This window comes from Pantoea sp. CTOTU49201, from assembly GCF_032054795.1.
GTDB lineage: Bacteria > Pseudomonadota > Gammaproteobacteria > Enterobacterales > Enterobacteriaceae > Pantoea > Pantoea symbiotica.
The window spans coordinates 1-15,236 of sequence record NZ_DAMBSA010000073.1 but is presented as its reverse complement, the minus strand read 5'-3'; the positions used below and the strand labels follow the sequence as shown (position 1 = coordinate 15,236).

Genomic DNA, 15,236 nt, shown 5'->3' with positions numbered 1-15,236 from the left:
GCCAGCGGCCGCAATGGCGGCCAGGTCGTCAACTCCTACAGCCGCGACGTGGATGTGATTGAGCAGCGCTACGGCAAACAAACCGCACAAATGCTCGGCAGCATGATGTTTGAAGGCGCGGAGATCATTCGCGACCGCATCGACCGATATGCCATCGCCTGCGACTATCGTCCCGGCGGCATTTTCGCCGCGCTGAATCAGCGGCAAATGGGCCATCTGCGCAACCAAAAAGCGCTTTGGGCGCGTTATGGCAATCACGATTTAGAATTGCTCGACGAACGTGGCATTCGTCGCGAAGTGGCGACCGATCGCTATGTCGGTGGCTTACTCGATAAACGCGGCGGCCATTTGCATCCGCTTAATCTGGCGCTGGGTGAAGCAGAAGCGATTCGCCGTCACGGCGGGCGTATTTATGAGCAGTCGGCGGCGATTGAAGTGAAATATGGCGCACCGCATCGGATAAAGACCGCCAAAGGCGAAGTTAGCGCCATTTTCGTGATTTTTGCCGGCAACGCCTATCTGCCGTCGCAGCTTGAACCGCGCCTAATGCGCAAAAGCATGCCGTGCGGTTCGCAGATCGTCACCACCGAACCCTTAACGCGCGATCAGGCGCTGGGTTTGCTGCCGAACAATTACTGCATTGAAGATTGTAACTATCTGCTGGATTACTTCCGCCTCACCGCCGATAACCGCCTGCTCTACGGCGGCGGCGTGGTGTACGGCGCACGCGAGCCGGATGATATCGAAGCGCTGATTCGCCCCAAGCTGCTGCGCACCTTTCCGCAGTTGCGGGATATCAAAATTAGCCATCGCTGGAGCGGCAATTTCCTGCTTACGCTGTCGCGCATGCCGCAGTTTGGCCAGGTGGAAAAGAATGCGTTCTTTATGCAAGGCGACAGCGGGCATGGTGTGACCTGCACCCATCTTTCGGGGAAATTAATTGCAGAAGTGTTGCGTGGGCATGCGGAGAGATTTGATGCTTTTGCGAAATTGCCGCATCTGCCATTTCCGGGCGGGAGACGGTTTAAGGTGCCGCTCACGGCAATGGGAGCGGCTTGGTATGCGTTAAGGGATCGGTTTGGGGTTTAGCTAACTGAGCAATGTTGTCTAACTATACCTCTGGCCGTTGCCATGGCGGTCAGTGTATGAGGCCTCAAACCGATCTTCGGCAGAATCGATGCGTCGGTACATATAACTTCACCATTCGACCATTGCTGCAACAGATTATTGATCGAGGTCATCTGTCCATTATCTTGTGTCATTTGAAGATCGTGGTAATGAAAACCCAAGCCTGCAGGCGTACGACTATGATGCCAAATTTTACCACCAAGAGAGGCAACGGCTGCAGTAGCTTTCTTCATACCGTCGTCTATTGCAGTATCATCGTTATGACTTGAGTAATGAGTGCCTGTCGCATCCAGATTTACCTTGCTGAAACTGTTTGTGGTCCAAATTTGCACCGGCTGCAACATCGAAGCTAAAGATGGAGAGCGGACACCACGTAGAAATGGAAAAACTAAACCGGCTGCAGAACCTAAAACCAGATTCAATTCCGCACTGCTCATGTCATAAACTGATGCAAATACTTCGCATCGGTTCTCTTCAATCCGTTCCAGCGTATAAGCGTTGAAATGTTGACTCGATCTTCCGCGTAACAAGTATTTTAGACCCGAAGCGTAGGCCATATAGGGAGCATGATCTTTGAACGATGCGCCACGCAGGCCATTGACCGAGTTTAAGATAAGTTGCGCGGTACCAATCACGCCCGCAGCTAACCAGATTTTTCTGCCTGTTACTATAGAACCATCCGAAAGTTGTACAGCCCACAACTGGGTATCTGCACGGCTAATTCGGATAGCGCGACCGTGGAAACATGCGTGGTTTTTTATTGCCTCTCCAATTGTTGTCTGCATAGTGCTCAGACCTGTTGTAGGATCGGTAATCGTTCCACTCATCAGTCGTGGCTCGCGTAGGATGAATCCATCTGGCAAATGGCTCTGGTCATGGTATGAGGTTCCACCTGTGACGGAGAACATATTTGCGATGGAAGAACATTCGTCGAGATACTCGGAATAAGTCTTGAAAAGATCAGTATCATAGGGATCGTTTGCTTCATTGTGGATAAGCTGTTGTCCCCAATAATTGGCAAGCCCTCCAGTTATAGCCGTTGCATATAGAGCCTTATTTTTTGAATTTGATGGCTGAACACGACCGGCTACGCCGGGTGGGTGGCCACTTTCTAACGACTCAACGCGTATTTTGGGATGTACGTCACCCGATGATAAAAAGGAGGGTTCAGAACCAGTAATAATGGCGACCGACTGGCCGGCTGGCAGTGCTGTTAATGTTGCAAGAGCGCATGGCCCTGCTCCGATAATGATCGAATCGAAACTCGTTGTCATTTCGCTTTCCTTGTAAAATCACGCAACACTAACTCAAGATTATTAAGAGACGCTTCGGTCTCCATTGCTCGCAGCGCAATCAGGCCATCAATTCGTTCCAATAAAGAAGATGAAGGTCTTAACATAAAATCTGCGCTTTTTCCTGCCAGACGAACGATGCTTGTTGGCACTGGCACGCAAAGCGGTGTTCGACGTTCGGAACGAGCGGCAATTGCACTTACCATTTGCCTGAATGTCAGTGGTTCTTTTTGTCCCAGATAATATAGTCGTTCTGCAGCAGGATGTTGCGCGATCCGATAAAGTGCTTCGGCCAAATCATTTACATCAATGGGTTGAATATTTGGCGAAGTACTCGGTGTAGGAACAACAGGCATACGTGATAGCTTTTCCAGCGTTCCGTAAACACTGCCGCCGTCCTCCGAATATACGAGACCGGGTCGCACGATAATCTCATCATCCTGGTTAAGCTGCGCCTCGATTGCCCATTTACTGCGACCGTAATCGTTTACTGCTGCTGGACCCGCGGACTGGCTTGAAATAAAGATGAAACGACCACGTTTACCCTCTTTTTTGAGGATGCGGTGTTGTTCCAGGAGAAGCGCCGTACCGCTGTAATCGAGGTATGCCATAGCGTCTCGATCCGTGGTGGCTTTCAATACGCTGCAAGCAAGATGGATAACTCCATCCGCTTGGTCGCAGTTAGCAGGCAACGGCTGTCCTAATCGCCATTCATTTGAAGAGGGAACGATGACTTCAGAGCCAGTTTTGACCAAATGTTCAACAACACAACGACCAATGAAACCGCGACCACCTGTTACGACAAATCTCATAATTATATTATTCCATCTTATTTATCTTCATGGAGTAAATGATCCCCCATGTGTAGTAGTCGAGGCGCAGAGTGTGAGTTTAATACCTCGAAGTACTTTCAATGACTCAGAGTGTATTTTATATTATTTTTTGTAGAGCAAAAAACGACTTGTTAAAAAATTTGCAACCATGCCAGCTAGGCAACCAGCAGCAACAGCTAAAATGGGGAGTTTCTGCAACCATTGAGACGAGGAAATCAAAAGGTAATACACTCCTAGATTAATCACTCCTCCAACAATCATTAACGAAAAATACTTTACGAACTCCGCTAGCATCCCCATATCAATATTACTTTCCTTGAAAGTAATATTGCGATTAAATATCCATGTAACCACTACCGCCGTTGAAAAAGAGAATAATCGACCTAAATAGATCCCTGCAAAAGATTTTATTAGATATAATGTCGCTGCATCAACTAAAAAACCTAGCACACCTGCAATACCGAAAAAAAACAACTTTTTAAATAACTTCATGATGATTCTTTATTTTGGAAATTGAAATACGAACACCTTTTAACTGTTCGTACAACCATTAAAACCTCATGAGCACATGAGATAGCTATAGTGACAATGTTATTACAACACTCTCTGCATTGTATATAATTATAATCCATCCAGTCACTCTGTTTAATCTTTTATTAAACAATAATCCTATCCTTTATTTTGTTGCAATAGTTAACTTTACGTTAATTATTGCACCAATCAGTTCAGGCTCTCTCATTAACCCAGCGGCATTTTCATCGGGTCATCATAGGTGTACTCAAATCCCAGCTCATTAGCGATCTTCGAGCCATCAATCACCTTGCCGTTAGAACGCTCCGGCTCTGCCACAAACGTCGGCGGTTCCAGCCCCAGCTGCTTCGATACGCTGGGATAGAAACTATCCCGCGACGGGTGTTTCGATGCACACAAATTGTAAACATGCCCACCTTTCGGAGTTTGCAGCAACAGCACAATCGCATCAACCACATCATCGAGATGCACCAGATTGACCGCATGACCGCCGTTTTCCAACCCGGTTTTCCCCGCGAGGAAACGACCCGGATGACGATTCGGCCCCACTAATCCCGCAAGGCGCACAATATCCACGCTGGTGCCGGGCAGATCGTGCAGCCAGTTCTCCAGTTCCACCAGCGTTTTGCCGGCGACGGTTTCCGGCTGCAGCGGACTGCTCTCTTTCATTACGCCCTCACCGCTGCCGTACACTGACGTTGAGCTGGTGAAAATAATACGCGGCACTTTTTTCGCCAGCGCGGTATCCACCACGTTCTGCACCGCCTGCATGTAATCTTCACCACCTTTTACCGTGCGGCTGGCGGGCAAGGTCACCACCAGCGCATCCACCGCCATCAGTGCATCTAACTCTTCGGCTTCACACTCCAGCTCGGGCGTCAGCACCAGCTGGAAGGCTTCGATGCCACAGCGGCGTGCGGCATCCACGCCATCTGGCGAGGTTTTACTGCCGGTGACCTGCCAGCCGCGTGCCGTCAGCGCCATCGCCAGCGGCATACCCAGCCATCCCAGACCTACAATCGCGACCTTTTTCATATCGACTCCTGCTATGGGCTCACACTTCATCTTAGTGCGGCTAGATGTGCCAAACCAGTGCAAACTGTTTCGGGAGATTCCGGAAATTGACGGTTAAAAAAGGGTTGCCAATTGTCATCATCTTCGTTAGGTTATTCAGCACGCAAATGAATACTCATTCAGCAACGGAATTTACTATGACACGCGTTCAGTTCAACCACCATCATCACCATCATCCTGACTAGTCTTTCAGGCGATGTGTGCTGGGAGACGATTAGGATCTTCCAGTGGTGCGAACGCAAAGAGAGCCCCCGGAAGATCATCTTCCGGGGGTTTTTTTATGGGCGAACGCAACCCGACAAGTTCAGACAGGATTGAATAAGAGGATAGGAACCATGTTAGATAACACCCGTATTCGCATAGCTATGCAGAAATCTGGCCGTTTAAGCGATGAATCACGCGAACTGCTGGCACGCTGCGGTATCAAAATCAACCTTCAGCAGCAGCGTCTGATTGCGTTTGCGGAGAACATGCCGATCGACATCCTGCGCGTGCGCGATGACGATATTCCTGGCCTGGTCATGGATGGCGTCGTCGATCTCGGTATCGTTGGTGAAAACGTGCTGGAAGAGGAGCTGCTGAATCGTCGTGCTCAGGGCGAAGATCCGCGTTACTTCACGCTGCGTCGTCTGGATTTCGGCGGTTGTCGCCTGTCGCTGGCGATGCCGGTTGATGAAGAGTACACCGGCCCGCAATGCCTGAATAACGCCCGCATCGCCACCTCTTATCCACACCTGCTGAAGAAATACCTCGATAAACAAGGCGTCGCTTTCAAATCCTGCCTGCTGAACGGTTCTGTTGAAGTCGCACCTCGCGCTGGCCTGGCCGATGCGATTTGTGATCTGGTTTCAACCGGCGCCACGCTGGAAGCTAACGGCCTGCGCGAAGTAGAAGTGATTTACCGTTCTAAAGCGGTGCTTATTCAGCGCGATGGCGAACTGCCGGCCGCCAAGCAAGAGCTGGTCGACAAAATGATGACGCGTATTCAGGGCGTGATTAAAGCGCGTGAATCCAAGTACATCATGCTGCACGCGCCAAGCGAGCGCCTGGATGAAGTGATTGCGCTGCTGCCGGGCGCTGAGCGTCCAACCGTGTTGCCACTGGCCGGTGATGTCAGCCGCGTAGCGATGCACATGGTGAGCAGCGAAACGCTGTTCTGGGAAACCATGGAAAAGCTGAAGTCGCTGGGTGCCAGCTCGATCCTCGTACTGCCAATCGAAAAAATGTTGGAGTAATACGATGAGCACTCTGATGACACCCATTGATTGGCAGCAATGCAGCGCAGAGCAGCAGCAAGCGCTGCTGATGCGTCCGGCGATTTCGGCTTCAGAAAGTATCAGCCAGATCGTGCGCGACGTGTTGGTACAAGTTAAAGAGAGTGGTGATGCGGCGCTGCGTGAATTTAGCGCGCGCTTCGACAAAGCGCAGGTGGATAACCTGCGCGTCACCGCCGAAGAGATGCAAGCGGCCAGCGATCGTCTGAGCGACACGCTGAAGCAGGCAATGGCGGTGGCTGTGGGCAATATCGAGACCTTCCACAACGCGCAGATTCTGGCGGAAGTGGATGTGGAAACTCAGCCCGGCGTGCGCTGCCAGCAAATTACCCGTCCGGTTAAATCGGTGGGTTTGTACATTCCGGGCGGTTCTGCCCCGCTGTTCTCAACCGTATTGATGCTGGCGACACCAGCGCGCATCGCCGGTTGCGGCCGCGTGGTGTTGTGCTCACCACCGCCGATTGCCGATGAAATTCTTTATGCAGCACAACTGTGCGGCGTTAAAGAGGTGTTTCAGGTTGGCGGTTCACAAGCCATCGCCGCCCTCGCCTTCGGCACCGAAACCGTGCCGAAAGTGGACAAGATTTTTGGCCCTGGTAACGCGTATGTGACCGAAGCCAAACGTCAGGTGAGTCAGCGTTTAGATGGTGCGGCGATCGATATGCCGGCCGGTCCATCCGAAGTGTTGGTGATTGCCGATGAAGGCGCTACGCCCGCTTTTGTCGCTTCGGATCTGCTGTCGCAGGCGGAACACGGTCCGGATTCACAGGTGATTCTGCTGACGCCGTCGCTGCAACTAGCCGAAGGCGTGGCGCAAGCGGTTGAAGAGCAACTGGCGCAGCTGCCGCGTGCCGCTACCGCGCGTCAGGCGTTAGAGAGCAGCCGCCTGATTGTTCTGCGCGATTTGGATCAGTGCATCGAGATCTCCAACCTGTACGGCCCGGAGCACCTGATCATTCAGACGCGCCAACCGCGCGATCTGGTAGAAAGCATCACCAGCGCCGGTTCGGTATTCCTTGGCGACTGGTCACCGGAATCAGCGGGCGATTACGCGTCTGGCACCAACCACGTGCTGCCGACCTACGGTTACACCGCTACCTGTTCCAGCCTTGGCCTGGCCGATTTCCAGAAACGTATGACGGTGCAAGAGCTGACGCCGCAAGGCTTCCTCAATCTTGCCGCAACGATTGAAACGCTGGCCGCCGCCGAGCAGCTGGAAGCCCACAAAAATGCCGTTACCCTGCGTGTTGCCGCGCTGAAGGAGCAAGCATGAGCCTGAGTATTGAAGAGTTAGCGCGCGCTAACGTGCGAGCGCTGACGCCGTATCAATCGGCGCGTCGTTTGGGTGGTAACGGTGATGTGTGGCTGAACGCCAACGAATTTCCGCTGCCGGTGCCGTTTGAGCTGTCGCAGCAGACGCTGAACCGCTATCCGGAATGCCAACCGAAGAGGGTTATTGAGCGCTACGCCGCTTACGCCGGTTTGACGCCGGAGCAGGTTCTGGTCAGTCGCGGTGCGGATGAAGGTATCGAACTGCTGATGCGCGCCTTCTGCGAGCCGGGCAAAGATGCGATTCTGTTCTGCCCGCCAACCTACGGCATGTACAGCGTCAGCGCGGAAACTATCGGCATCGAATACCGCACCGTGGCCGCGCTCGACGACTGGCAGCTGAACCTGCCGGCGATTGCCGACCAGCTCGACGGCGTGAAAGTCGTCTATATGTGCAGCCCGAACAATCCAACCGGTAACCTGATCAATCAGGATGATATTCGCAAATTGCTGGAAATGACCGCCGGTAAAGCGCTGCTGGTGGCCGATGAAGCCTATATCGAGTTCTGCCCGGAAGCGACGCTGGCGGGCTGGTTGCAGGAATATCCACACTTAGTGATTCTGCGCACGCTGTCCAAAGCCTTTGCGCTGGCCGGTTTGCGCTGCGGCTTTACCCTGGCGAACAAGCCGGTGATCGATCTGCTGATGAAGGTGATTGCGCCCTATCCGCTCGCCACGCCAGTGGCGGATGTGGCCGGACAAGCGCTGAGCGAGCAAGGCATTGCGCTGATGCGTCAGCACGTTGCCGAGCTGAACGCCAATCGTGCCTGGCTGTTTGAGCAGTTGCCGCAGATTAGCGTGGTGCAACAGGTTTTCCCCAGCGAAACCAACTACATTCTGGTGCGCTTCACTAATTCGCCAAAAGTGTTTAAAACGCTGTGGGATCAAGGCATTATTCTGCGCGACCAAAATAAAAACCCCGGCCTTGCGGGATGCCTGCGCATCTCCATCGGCACCCGTGAAGAGTGCGAGCGCCTGATCGCCGCGCTGCAAGCCTTATCAGTGGAGCAAGCATGAGTCAGAAGATCCTTTTTATCGACCGCGACGGCACCATCATCTCTGAGCCACCTACCGATTATCAGGTGGATCGCATGGAGAAGCTGGCGTTTGAAAAGAACGCCATTCCGGCGCTGCTGGCGTTGCAGGAAGCAGGTTATCAGCTGGTGATGATCACCAATCAGGATGGCCTCGGCACCGCGAGCTTCCCGCAGGCCGATTTCGACGGCCCGCACAACCTGATGATGCAGATTCTCAGCTCACAAGGCGTGAATTTCAGCGACATCCTGATCTGCCCACATATGCCGGAAGATAACTGCGATTGCCGCAAGCCAAAGACCAAAATGGTGGAAGCCTGGCTGGCCGCTGGTGCGCTCGATACCGCCAACAGCTACGTGATTGGCGACCGCCTCACCGATATCCAGCTGGCGCAGAACATGGGCATTCAGGGCCTACGTTACGGCGCGGAAGGCGAAGATTGGGATGCGATTCAGGCGCGTTTGACCAAGCGTGATCGTTATGCGCTGGTGCAACGCAACACCAAAGAGACGCAGATTAAAGTCGAAGTGTGGCTGGACCGTGAAGGCGGCAGTAAAATTAACACCGGTGTCGGCTTCTTTGATCACATGCTGGACCAGATTGCGGTGCACGGCGGCTTCCGCATGAACATCGATGTGAAAGGCGATCTCTACATTGACGATCACCACACCGTGGAAGATACCGGTCTGGCGCTCGGCGAAGCGCTGCTAAAAGCGCTGGGCGACAAACGTGGCATCGGCCGCTTCGGCTTCGTGCTGCCAATGGATGAGTGCCTGGCACGCTGCGCACTGGATATCTCCGGCCGCCCGCACATCGAATTCAAAGCCGAGTTCAGCTACCAGCGCGTCGGCGATCTCAGCACCGAGATGGTCGAGCACTTCTTCAGCTCGCTCTCCTACGCCATGATGAGCACGCTGCACCTGAAAACCAAAGGCCGCAACGATCACCATCGCGTGGAAAGCCTGTTCAAAGCCTTTGGCCGCACGCTGCGCCAGGCGATTCGCGTGGAAGGCAACACCTTGCCGAGCTCGAAAGGAGTGTTGTGATGAACGTGGTGATCCTCGATACCGGCTGCGCCAACCTATCGTCGGTGAAGTGGGCGATTGAGCGCCTCGGCTACACGCCGCAGGTGAGCCGCGACCCGGATGTGGTGCTGCATGCTGACAAGCTGCTGCTGCCCGGCGTTGGCACCGCGCAGGCGGCGATGAACCAGTTGCAGGAGCGCGATCTCATCGACCTGATCAAGGCCTGTACTCAGCCGGTGCTCGGCATTTGCCTTGGCATGCAGCTACTCGGTCGCGGGAGCGATGAGAACGGCGGCGTCACCACGCTGGGCCTGATTGATGAGCCAGTGACGCTGATGGACACGCAGGATTTACCGCTGCCGCACATGGGCTGGAACCAGATCACCGCTAAAGCGGGCCATCATCTGTTCCGCGACATTCCCGATGGCAGCTACTTCTACTTCGTGCACAGCTACGCCATGCCGGTGAATGCGGCCACCATCGCGCAGTGCGATTACGGTCATCCGTTCACTGCCGCCCTGCAGAAAGATAACTTCTTCGGCGTGCAGTTCCACCCGGAACGTTCGGGCAAAGCAGGCGCGCAGTTGCTGAAAAATTTCCTGGAGATGTGATGATTATCCCCGCATTAGATTTAATCGACGGCAAAGTGGTGCGCCTGCATCAGGGCGATTACGGCCAGCAGCGCGATTACGGTAGCGATCCGCTGCCGCGCTTACAGGATTACCAACGCCAGGGCGCTGAAGTGCTGCACCTAGTGGATTTGACTGGCGCGAAAGATCCGGCCAAGCGTCAGATTCCCCTGCTCACCACCTTATTGCGCGGTGTGAACGTGCCGGTACAGGTTGGCGGCGGCATCCGCAATCGCGATGACGTGGCGGCGCTGCTGGCAGCCGGCGCAACGCGCGTGGTGGTCGGTTCCACCGCGGTGAAGCAACCGGAAGAAGTCAAAAGCTGGTTCAGCGAGTTTGGCGCGGACGCCATCGTGCTGGCATTGGATGTGCGCATTGATGCCAACAACCGTAAAGAAGTGGCGATCAGCGGCTGGCAGGAAGCGGCGGGCGTAACGCTGGAAGAGGTGATTGGCTGGTATCAGCCGGTTGGCCTCAAACATGTGCTGTGCACCGATATTTCGCGCGACGGTACGCTGAGCGGCTCCAACGTCGAGCTGTATAAAGAAGTGTCTGCGGCCTTCCCGGACATCGCTTTCCAGTCTTCTGGCGGCATCGGTTCGCTGGATGACATCGCGGCGTTACGCGGCAGCGGCGCGCAGGGCGTGATCGTTGGCCGCGCTTTACTGGAAGATAAATTCACGGTGGCGGAGGCGATTACATGCTGGCAAAACGGATAATTCCTTGTCTCGATGTGCGTGATGGGCAAGTGGTAAAAGGCGTTCAGTTCCGTAACCACGAAATCATCGGCGACATCGTGCCGCTGGCGCAGCGCTATGCGCAGGAAGGCGCGGACGAGCTGGTGTTCTACGATATCACCGCCTCATCGGATGGCCGTGTCGTGGACAAAAGCTGGGTGTCGCGCGTGGCCGAAGTGATCGACATTCCTTTCTGCGTGGCGGGCGGCATCAAGAGCGAAGAAGACGCAGCGCGCATTCTGCAGTTCGGTGCCGACAAGATCTCCATCAACTCGCCGGCATTAGCCGATCCGACGCTGATTACGCGTCTGGCCGATCGCTTTGGCGTGCAGTGCATCGTGGTAGGTATCGATACCTGGTTTGACGAAGCGAGCGGCAAATATCACGTCAATCAATACACCGGCGACGAAGCGCGCACCAAAGTGACCACGTGGGAAACCCTCGATTGGGTGCAGGAAGTGCAGAAGCTGGGCGCGGGCGAAATCGTCCTCAACATGATGAACCAGGATGGCGTGCGTAACGGCTACGATCTGGTGCAGCTGAAGAAAGTGCGCGACGTCTGCAAAGTGCCGCTGATCGCATCTGGCGGCGCGGGCACCATGCCGCACTTCCTCGAAGCCTTTGAGCAGGCGAATGTCGATGGCGCGCTGGCGGCTTCGGTGTTTCACAAACAAATTATCAATATCGGCGAGTTGAAAAACTTCCTGATCGACAACGGTGTGGAGATTCGCGCGTGTTAACTGCAGAACAACTGGCCAAGCTGGATTGGGTCAAAACCGCGGGCATGATGCCCGTTATCGTCCAGCACAACGTTTCCGGCGAAGTGCTGATGCACGGTTATATGAACGAGGAAGCGCTGCAAAAAACCCTCAGCGAGGGGAATGTCACCTTCTTCTCACGTACTAAAAACCGTTTATGGACCAAAGGCGAAACCTCGGGCCACTTCCTGCAAGTGGCGAGCATTACGCCTGATTGCGACAATGATACCTTGCTGGTGCTGGCGAATCCGATTGGCCCAACCTGCCATCTCGGCACCTCAAGCTGCTTTTCGCCGGCCGCGCCAGACTGGACGTTCCTTTATCAGCTCGAGCAGTTGCTGGCTTCACGCAAAACCGCCGATCCTGAGAGTTCGTATACCGCGAAGCTTTACGCCAGCGGCACCAAGCGCATCGCGCAGAAAGTGGGTGAAGAAGGCGTGGAAACCGCATTGGCTGCAACGGTTAATGATCGTCACGAGCTGACCAATGAAGCGTCTGATTTGCTGTATCACCTGATGGTGCTGCTGCAGGACCAGGAGCTGGATTTGAGCACCATCATCAATAATCTGCGTGCGCGTCATAAATAACTGATTGTGCAACATGTTGCTCAAAATTGGCTGATGAAGCGAAATTTGAGCAGCATCCTTCTCAAAAAAGGCAAAACAAACTAGTATTGAGCAATATATTGCTCAATTAAGGTTTGCCATGCTTACTCTACAGATTTATCTAGATGGATGCTGGCATGATGCCGCAGTGCTCGATTTTAAAGAGCCAAATAAAGGCCGTGACGGCGAAGCCCTGCTTGCATACGACTTCAACTATGCCGTTGATCATCTAGACCGCAACGATATTGCCAGCTGCAGCATCAACTATCCGGTAATGCTTATCGGCAGCCATTTTGCTAAACCCTGGTTTGGTTTTCTTGATGACATCATTCCCGCCGGTGCCAGCAGACGTTACTGGATTACGCAGTTAGGTCTGCAAGGCAAACCTGCTAGCGAGCAGGATTACACGCTACTGAAGGCAGGAACCATCGCGCCTGTTGGCAACCTGAGAATAAAAGAGTCACTGCCGCAACTGCCGCCAGACAGCCAACTTAAAAGCCGCCGTTTTCCTGCCGAATGGGCGATTGAACGTGATACCGACTTTCTTGAGTACGCGCAGCAAATGGGCGCGGCAAGCGGTGGTGCAACGGGCGCAGGCGGTGAAGCACCAAAGTTATTGTTGCGTCGTAATAGCAACAGCGAAGTGTGGATCGATACCTGGCAAGATGATCAGTTGAATCAAGACACACCTTATCTGGTCAAATATCCTCGTGGCGCACGCACGCCAATTGATTGCGACATTCTGCGAGCGGAATACCATTTTTATCACGAGCTATCTGCTCTTGGCGTAGAGACCATCGATACAAAGCAGATGCTGCTGTGCGAAGGCGAGCGCTACCCTTCCCTTTGGTTGCCGCGTTTTGATATCGCGTTTATCAAAGGTAAAAAAGCGCTGTATGGACTTGAATCCATTTACTCCATTATGCAAAAAGCACCGGGTAGCTATCTCAACCATTTCGAGGTGATACGTTGTTTGGTGCGTACGCTGCCACTGAGTAAAGAACAAAAGGCTGAATTAGTTATTGAGTGGGTGAAACGCGACATGCTGAATATCGCCTTTGGTAATTCTGATAATCATGGCCGCAATAGCGCTATTTTGAAGAAAGTAGACGGCATGTGGCTGGCGCCGGTTTATGATTTTGCACCGATGAAAGCCGACCCTGAAGGCGTGGTACGTACCACGCAATGGGGATCGCCGTATGAAGAAGGCGGCCATTATCAATGGTACCTCATTGCTCAGCAACTTAATGACCTGGTCTCTGAAGATGTTCTTCTTCAGGAACTCAGCAGGCTAGCGAATAAGCTCAAAGGTTTAAAAGCAAGGCTGGCAACGCGTGGAGTACCGCCATCAATACTGGAGATGCCGGGCATCGGCTTTAACTATCTGGATGAACGCATAGCGGGATGGCACTTATGAAAAAAAACATGTCGCCCTTTGAGCGCGAAGCCTTGCTACTAGAGCTGCTGCAGCAGTTTCTTGAAGATAAATTTAGTCAGGGCACGTTGCTGATGCAACTGCGCAAAAAGGTGCTGGGTTTCTCGCAGGAGCGCTATGCGACGCTGGCAGGGATTAGCCGCCGTACGCTATCCGATATTGAGCGGGACAAAGAGAGCGTCACGTTAACCATGCTAAATCGCGCGTTTAAGCCATTAGGTTTAAAACTCGGTTTGCTGCCACGTCAAACGCATATGATGCAGGCACTTCTTACTCAACTCACCCAACATGGGGAAAGCCATGACCACTAATGAAAAACTGCTCGCGCTGCTCAACCAACATCAGGCGCGCTATCGCGTGATGGAACATGAAGCGACCGGCAAGTGTGAAGCGGTGGCGGCAATTCGCGGAACTGAAGTTGGGCAAGGTGCGAAGGCGTTGGTGTGCCATGTGAAAGGCAACGGCATCAAGCAGCATGTGCTGGCAGTGCTGCCTGCCGATCAGCAAGCGGATCTCAGCAAGGTTGCGGCAGCGATTGGTGGTCGACGAGCTTCACTGGCCTCACCGGCAGAAGTCGATGCGCTGACCGGATGCGTGTTCGGTGCTATTCCGCCGTTTAGCTTCCATTCTGATTTACAGCTGGTGGTTGATCCGTTGCTGTTCGAACGCTATGACGAAATCGCCTTTAACGCCGGATTGCTGGATCAATCGGTGGTACTGAATGTTGCGGATTATCAATTGATTTGCGCGGAGAATGCCAGCGTGGCACGCATTATTGCTAATTAGCGCCACGCCTGCGGGATTATTCTTTGTGACGCTTTGGCCGAATGGTACACAAGGCTACAGCGACAGAAAACAGCATTGAAGTCGGGGAGTAGATTAGCACGGAATCAGTGATTCCCATAATGAACAATGCTGCTACCGGCATGGAAATCCCCATCAATGCATGGCGTTTGAACCAGATGAATAGCGCAGCGATATAAAAGAAGATGAGCGCAGCCACCCCGACAATACCTTGCAGGGTCGCAACCTCCAAAAATTCGTTATGCATGTTATATTTTACGTTGGTATATCCCTCGGTATTACCAGGATGCACCCGTGAAATAAACTCTCTTGCTGTTACTGTGCGGTTATCGGGTGAAGTAAAACCCAGATGTTGTGGCAAAAAGTGAATGCCACTATCCCAAATGGCAACACGCGCCCCAACCGATGTAGAACTATTGCTATTGTAATCTTCAATATCGCTGATGCCTTGCATCCAACGTTCGCTTGTCATTCCCGCGAATATAACAACGATAATGAACGCAAATAGACGATTACGCTTAGGACGTAAAATTTGTAGTAGACCGTAAAAGCGACTAATTTGGCAAAGCGTAATGAACATAAAGGCCAGCAGCGACACACGCGTTCCGCACAACACCACTAAAGCTAAAACGATAAGTGCGAAGGAGCTATCTGCAATGATCCATTTTCGATTCGCTTCTTTTACAGACAGCCAAAGATAAGTGCAGTAAAGAAAGATCACCATATAAGATGAACTCGATGCAGCAT

General features: G+C 53.1%; 18 protein-coding genes and 1 other annotated feature. Of the genes, 13 read left to right on the top strand and 5 right to left on the bottom strand.

The features are described 5' to 3' along the window. Positions 1-1,089, top strand: a 1,089-nt coding sequence (locus tag RTY00_RS07695; protein WP_312664012.1) for an FAD-binding oxidoreductase, incomplete at its 5' end; no start/stop codon positions are given. Here RTY00_RS07695 and RTY00_RS07690 read toward each other — a convergent pair. From RTY00_RS07690 to RTY00_RS07675, 4 genes are all read right to left on the bottom strand, one after another. Beyond that, a complete protein-coding gene (locus RTY00_RS07690) occupies positions 1,086-2,402 on the bottom strand; it encodes a hypothetical protein (protein ID WP_312664011.1) in 1,317 nt (438 codons plus the stop codon). The genes RTY00_RS07695 and RTY00_RS07690 overlap by 4 nt on opposite strands. Continuing rightward, on the bottom strand, positions 2,399-3,232 hold the full coding sequence (locus RTY00_RS07685) for an NAD-dependent epimerase/dehydratase family protein (protein ID WP_312664010.1): 834 nt from the start codon (positions 3,230-3,232) through the stop codon (positions 2,399-2,401). The genes RTY00_RS07690 and RTY00_RS07685 overlap by 4 nt, the downstream gene beginning before the upstream one ends. A 123-nt stretch (positions 3,233-3,355) precedes the next feature. After that, positions 3,356-3,745, bottom strand: a complete 390-nt coding sequence (locus tag RTY00_RS07680; RefSeq protein ID WP_312664009.1) for a GtrA family protein — start codon at positions 3,743-3,745, stop codon at positions 3,356-3,358. A 246-nt stretch (positions 3,746-3,991) separates the two neighbouring features. Next, positions 3,992-4,819 carry an SDR family oxidoreductase gene (locus tag RTY00_RS07675; RefSeq protein ID WP_312664008.1) on the bottom strand — a complete coding sequence of 276 codons (828 nt, stop codon included), beginning with the start codon at positions 4,817-4,819 and terminating at the stop codon, positions 3,992-3,994. Between the two features lie 176 nt (positions 4,820-4,995). Between RTY00_RS07675 and hisL the strand changes: the two genes are divergently transcribed. The 12 genes from hisL (at position 4,996) to RTY00_RS07615 (ending at position 14,471) form a co-directional block, all read left to right on the top strand. Continuing rightward, a complete protein-coding gene (gene hisL, locus RTY00_RS07670; protein WP_100396937.1) occupies positions 4,996-5,043 on the top strand; it encodes a his operon leader peptide in 48 nt (15 codons plus the stop codon). Next, positions 5,019-5,140, top strand: a sequence feature (His leader region). (Overlaps the previous gene by 25 nt.) A gap of 53 nt (positions 5,141-5,193) precedes the next feature. Beyond that, positions 5,194-6,093 carry an ATP phosphoribosyltransferase gene (gene hisG / locus RTY00_RS07665; RefSeq protein WP_008104821.1) on the top strand — a complete coding sequence of 300 codons (900 nt, stop codon included), beginning with the start codon at positions 5,194-5,196 and terminating at the stop codon, positions 6,091-6,093. A gap of 4 nt (positions 6,094-6,097) precedes the next feature. Then, positions 6,098-7,405, top strand: a complete 1,308-nt coding sequence (gene hisD, locus RTY00_RS07660; protein WP_312664007.1) for a histidinol dehydrogenase — start codon at positions 6,098-6,100, stop codon at positions 7,403-7,405. Continuing rightward, positions 7,402-8,478 (top strand): histidinol-phosphate transaminase, encoded by a 1,077-nt coding sequence (hisC, locus tag RTY00_RS07655; RefSeq protein ID WP_312664006.1) that lies wholly within the window; start codon positions 7,402-7,404, stop codon positions 8,476-8,478. Before hisD ends, hisC begins: the two co-directional genes overlap by 4 nt. Then, the gene (gene hisB / locus RTY00_RS07650; RefSeq protein ID WP_154183612.1) at positions 8,475-9,542 is read left to right on the top strand and encodes a bifunctional histidinol-phosphatase/imidazoleglycerol-phosphate dehydratase HisB; all 1,068 of its coding nucleotides are present in this window, start codon (positions 8,475-8,477) and stop codon (positions 9,540-9,542) included. The genes hisC and hisB overlap by 4 nt, the downstream gene beginning before the upstream one ends. Further along, positions 9,542-10,132: an imidazole glycerol phosphate synthase subunit HisH gene (gene hisH, locus RTY00_RS07645; protein WP_312664005.1), complete on the top strand. Its 591-nt coding sequence runs from the start codon at positions 9,542-9,544 to the stop codon at positions 10,130-10,132. The genes hisB and hisH overlap by 1 nt, the downstream gene beginning before the upstream one ends. Next, positions 10,132-10,869, top strand: coding sequence for a 1-(5-phosphoribosyl)-5-[(5-phosphoribosylamino)methylideneamino]imidazole-4-carboxamide isomerase (gene hisA / locus RTY00_RS07640; RefSeq protein WP_154157706.1), 738 nt, complete (start codon positions 10,132-10,134; stop codon positions 10,867-10,869). The genes hisH and hisA overlap by 1 nt, the downstream gene beginning before the upstream one ends. After that, a complete protein-coding gene (gene hisF / locus RTY00_RS07635) occupies positions 10,851-11,627 on the top strand; it encodes an imidazole glycerol phosphate synthase subunit HisF (protein ID WP_007888882.1) in 777 nt (258 codons plus the stop codon). The genes hisA and hisF overlap by 19 nt, the downstream gene beginning before the upstream one ends. Beyond that, positions 11,621-12,232, top strand: coding sequence for a bifunctional phosphoribosyl-AMP cyclohydrolase/phosphoribosyl-ATP diphosphatase HisIE (hisIE, locus tag RTY00_RS07630; RefSeq protein WP_277966234.1), 612 nt, complete (start codon positions 11,621-11,623; stop codon positions 12,230-12,232). Before hisF ends, hisIE begins: the two co-directional genes overlap by 7 nt. Before the next feature lie 118 nt (positions 12,233-12,350). Continuing rightward, a complete protein-coding gene (locus RTY00_RS07625) occupies positions 12,351-13,667 on the top strand; it encodes a HipA domain-containing protein (protein WP_312664004.1) in 1,317 nt (438 codons plus the stop codon). Further along, positions 13,664-13,996, top strand: a complete 333-nt coding sequence (locus RTY00_RS07620; protein WP_312664003.1) for a helix-turn-helix domain-containing protein — start codon at positions 13,664-13,666, stop codon at positions 13,994-13,996. Before RTY00_RS07625 ends, RTY00_RS07620 begins: the two co-directional genes overlap by 4 nt. Then, a complete protein-coding gene (locus RTY00_RS07615; protein WP_312664002.1) occupies positions 13,986-14,471 on the top strand; it encodes a YbaK/prolyl-tRNA synthetase associated domain-containing protein in 486 nt (161 codons plus the stop codon). Before RTY00_RS07620 ends, RTY00_RS07615 begins: the two co-directional genes overlap by 11 nt. A 16-nt stretch (positions 14,472-14,487) precedes the next feature. Here the strand turns inward: RTY00_RS07615 and RTY00_RS07610 are convergent. After that, on the bottom strand, positions 14,488-15,236 hold a 749-nt coding region (locus tag RTY00_RS07610), incomplete at its 5' end, for an O-antigen ligase family protein (RefSeq protein ID WP_312664001.1).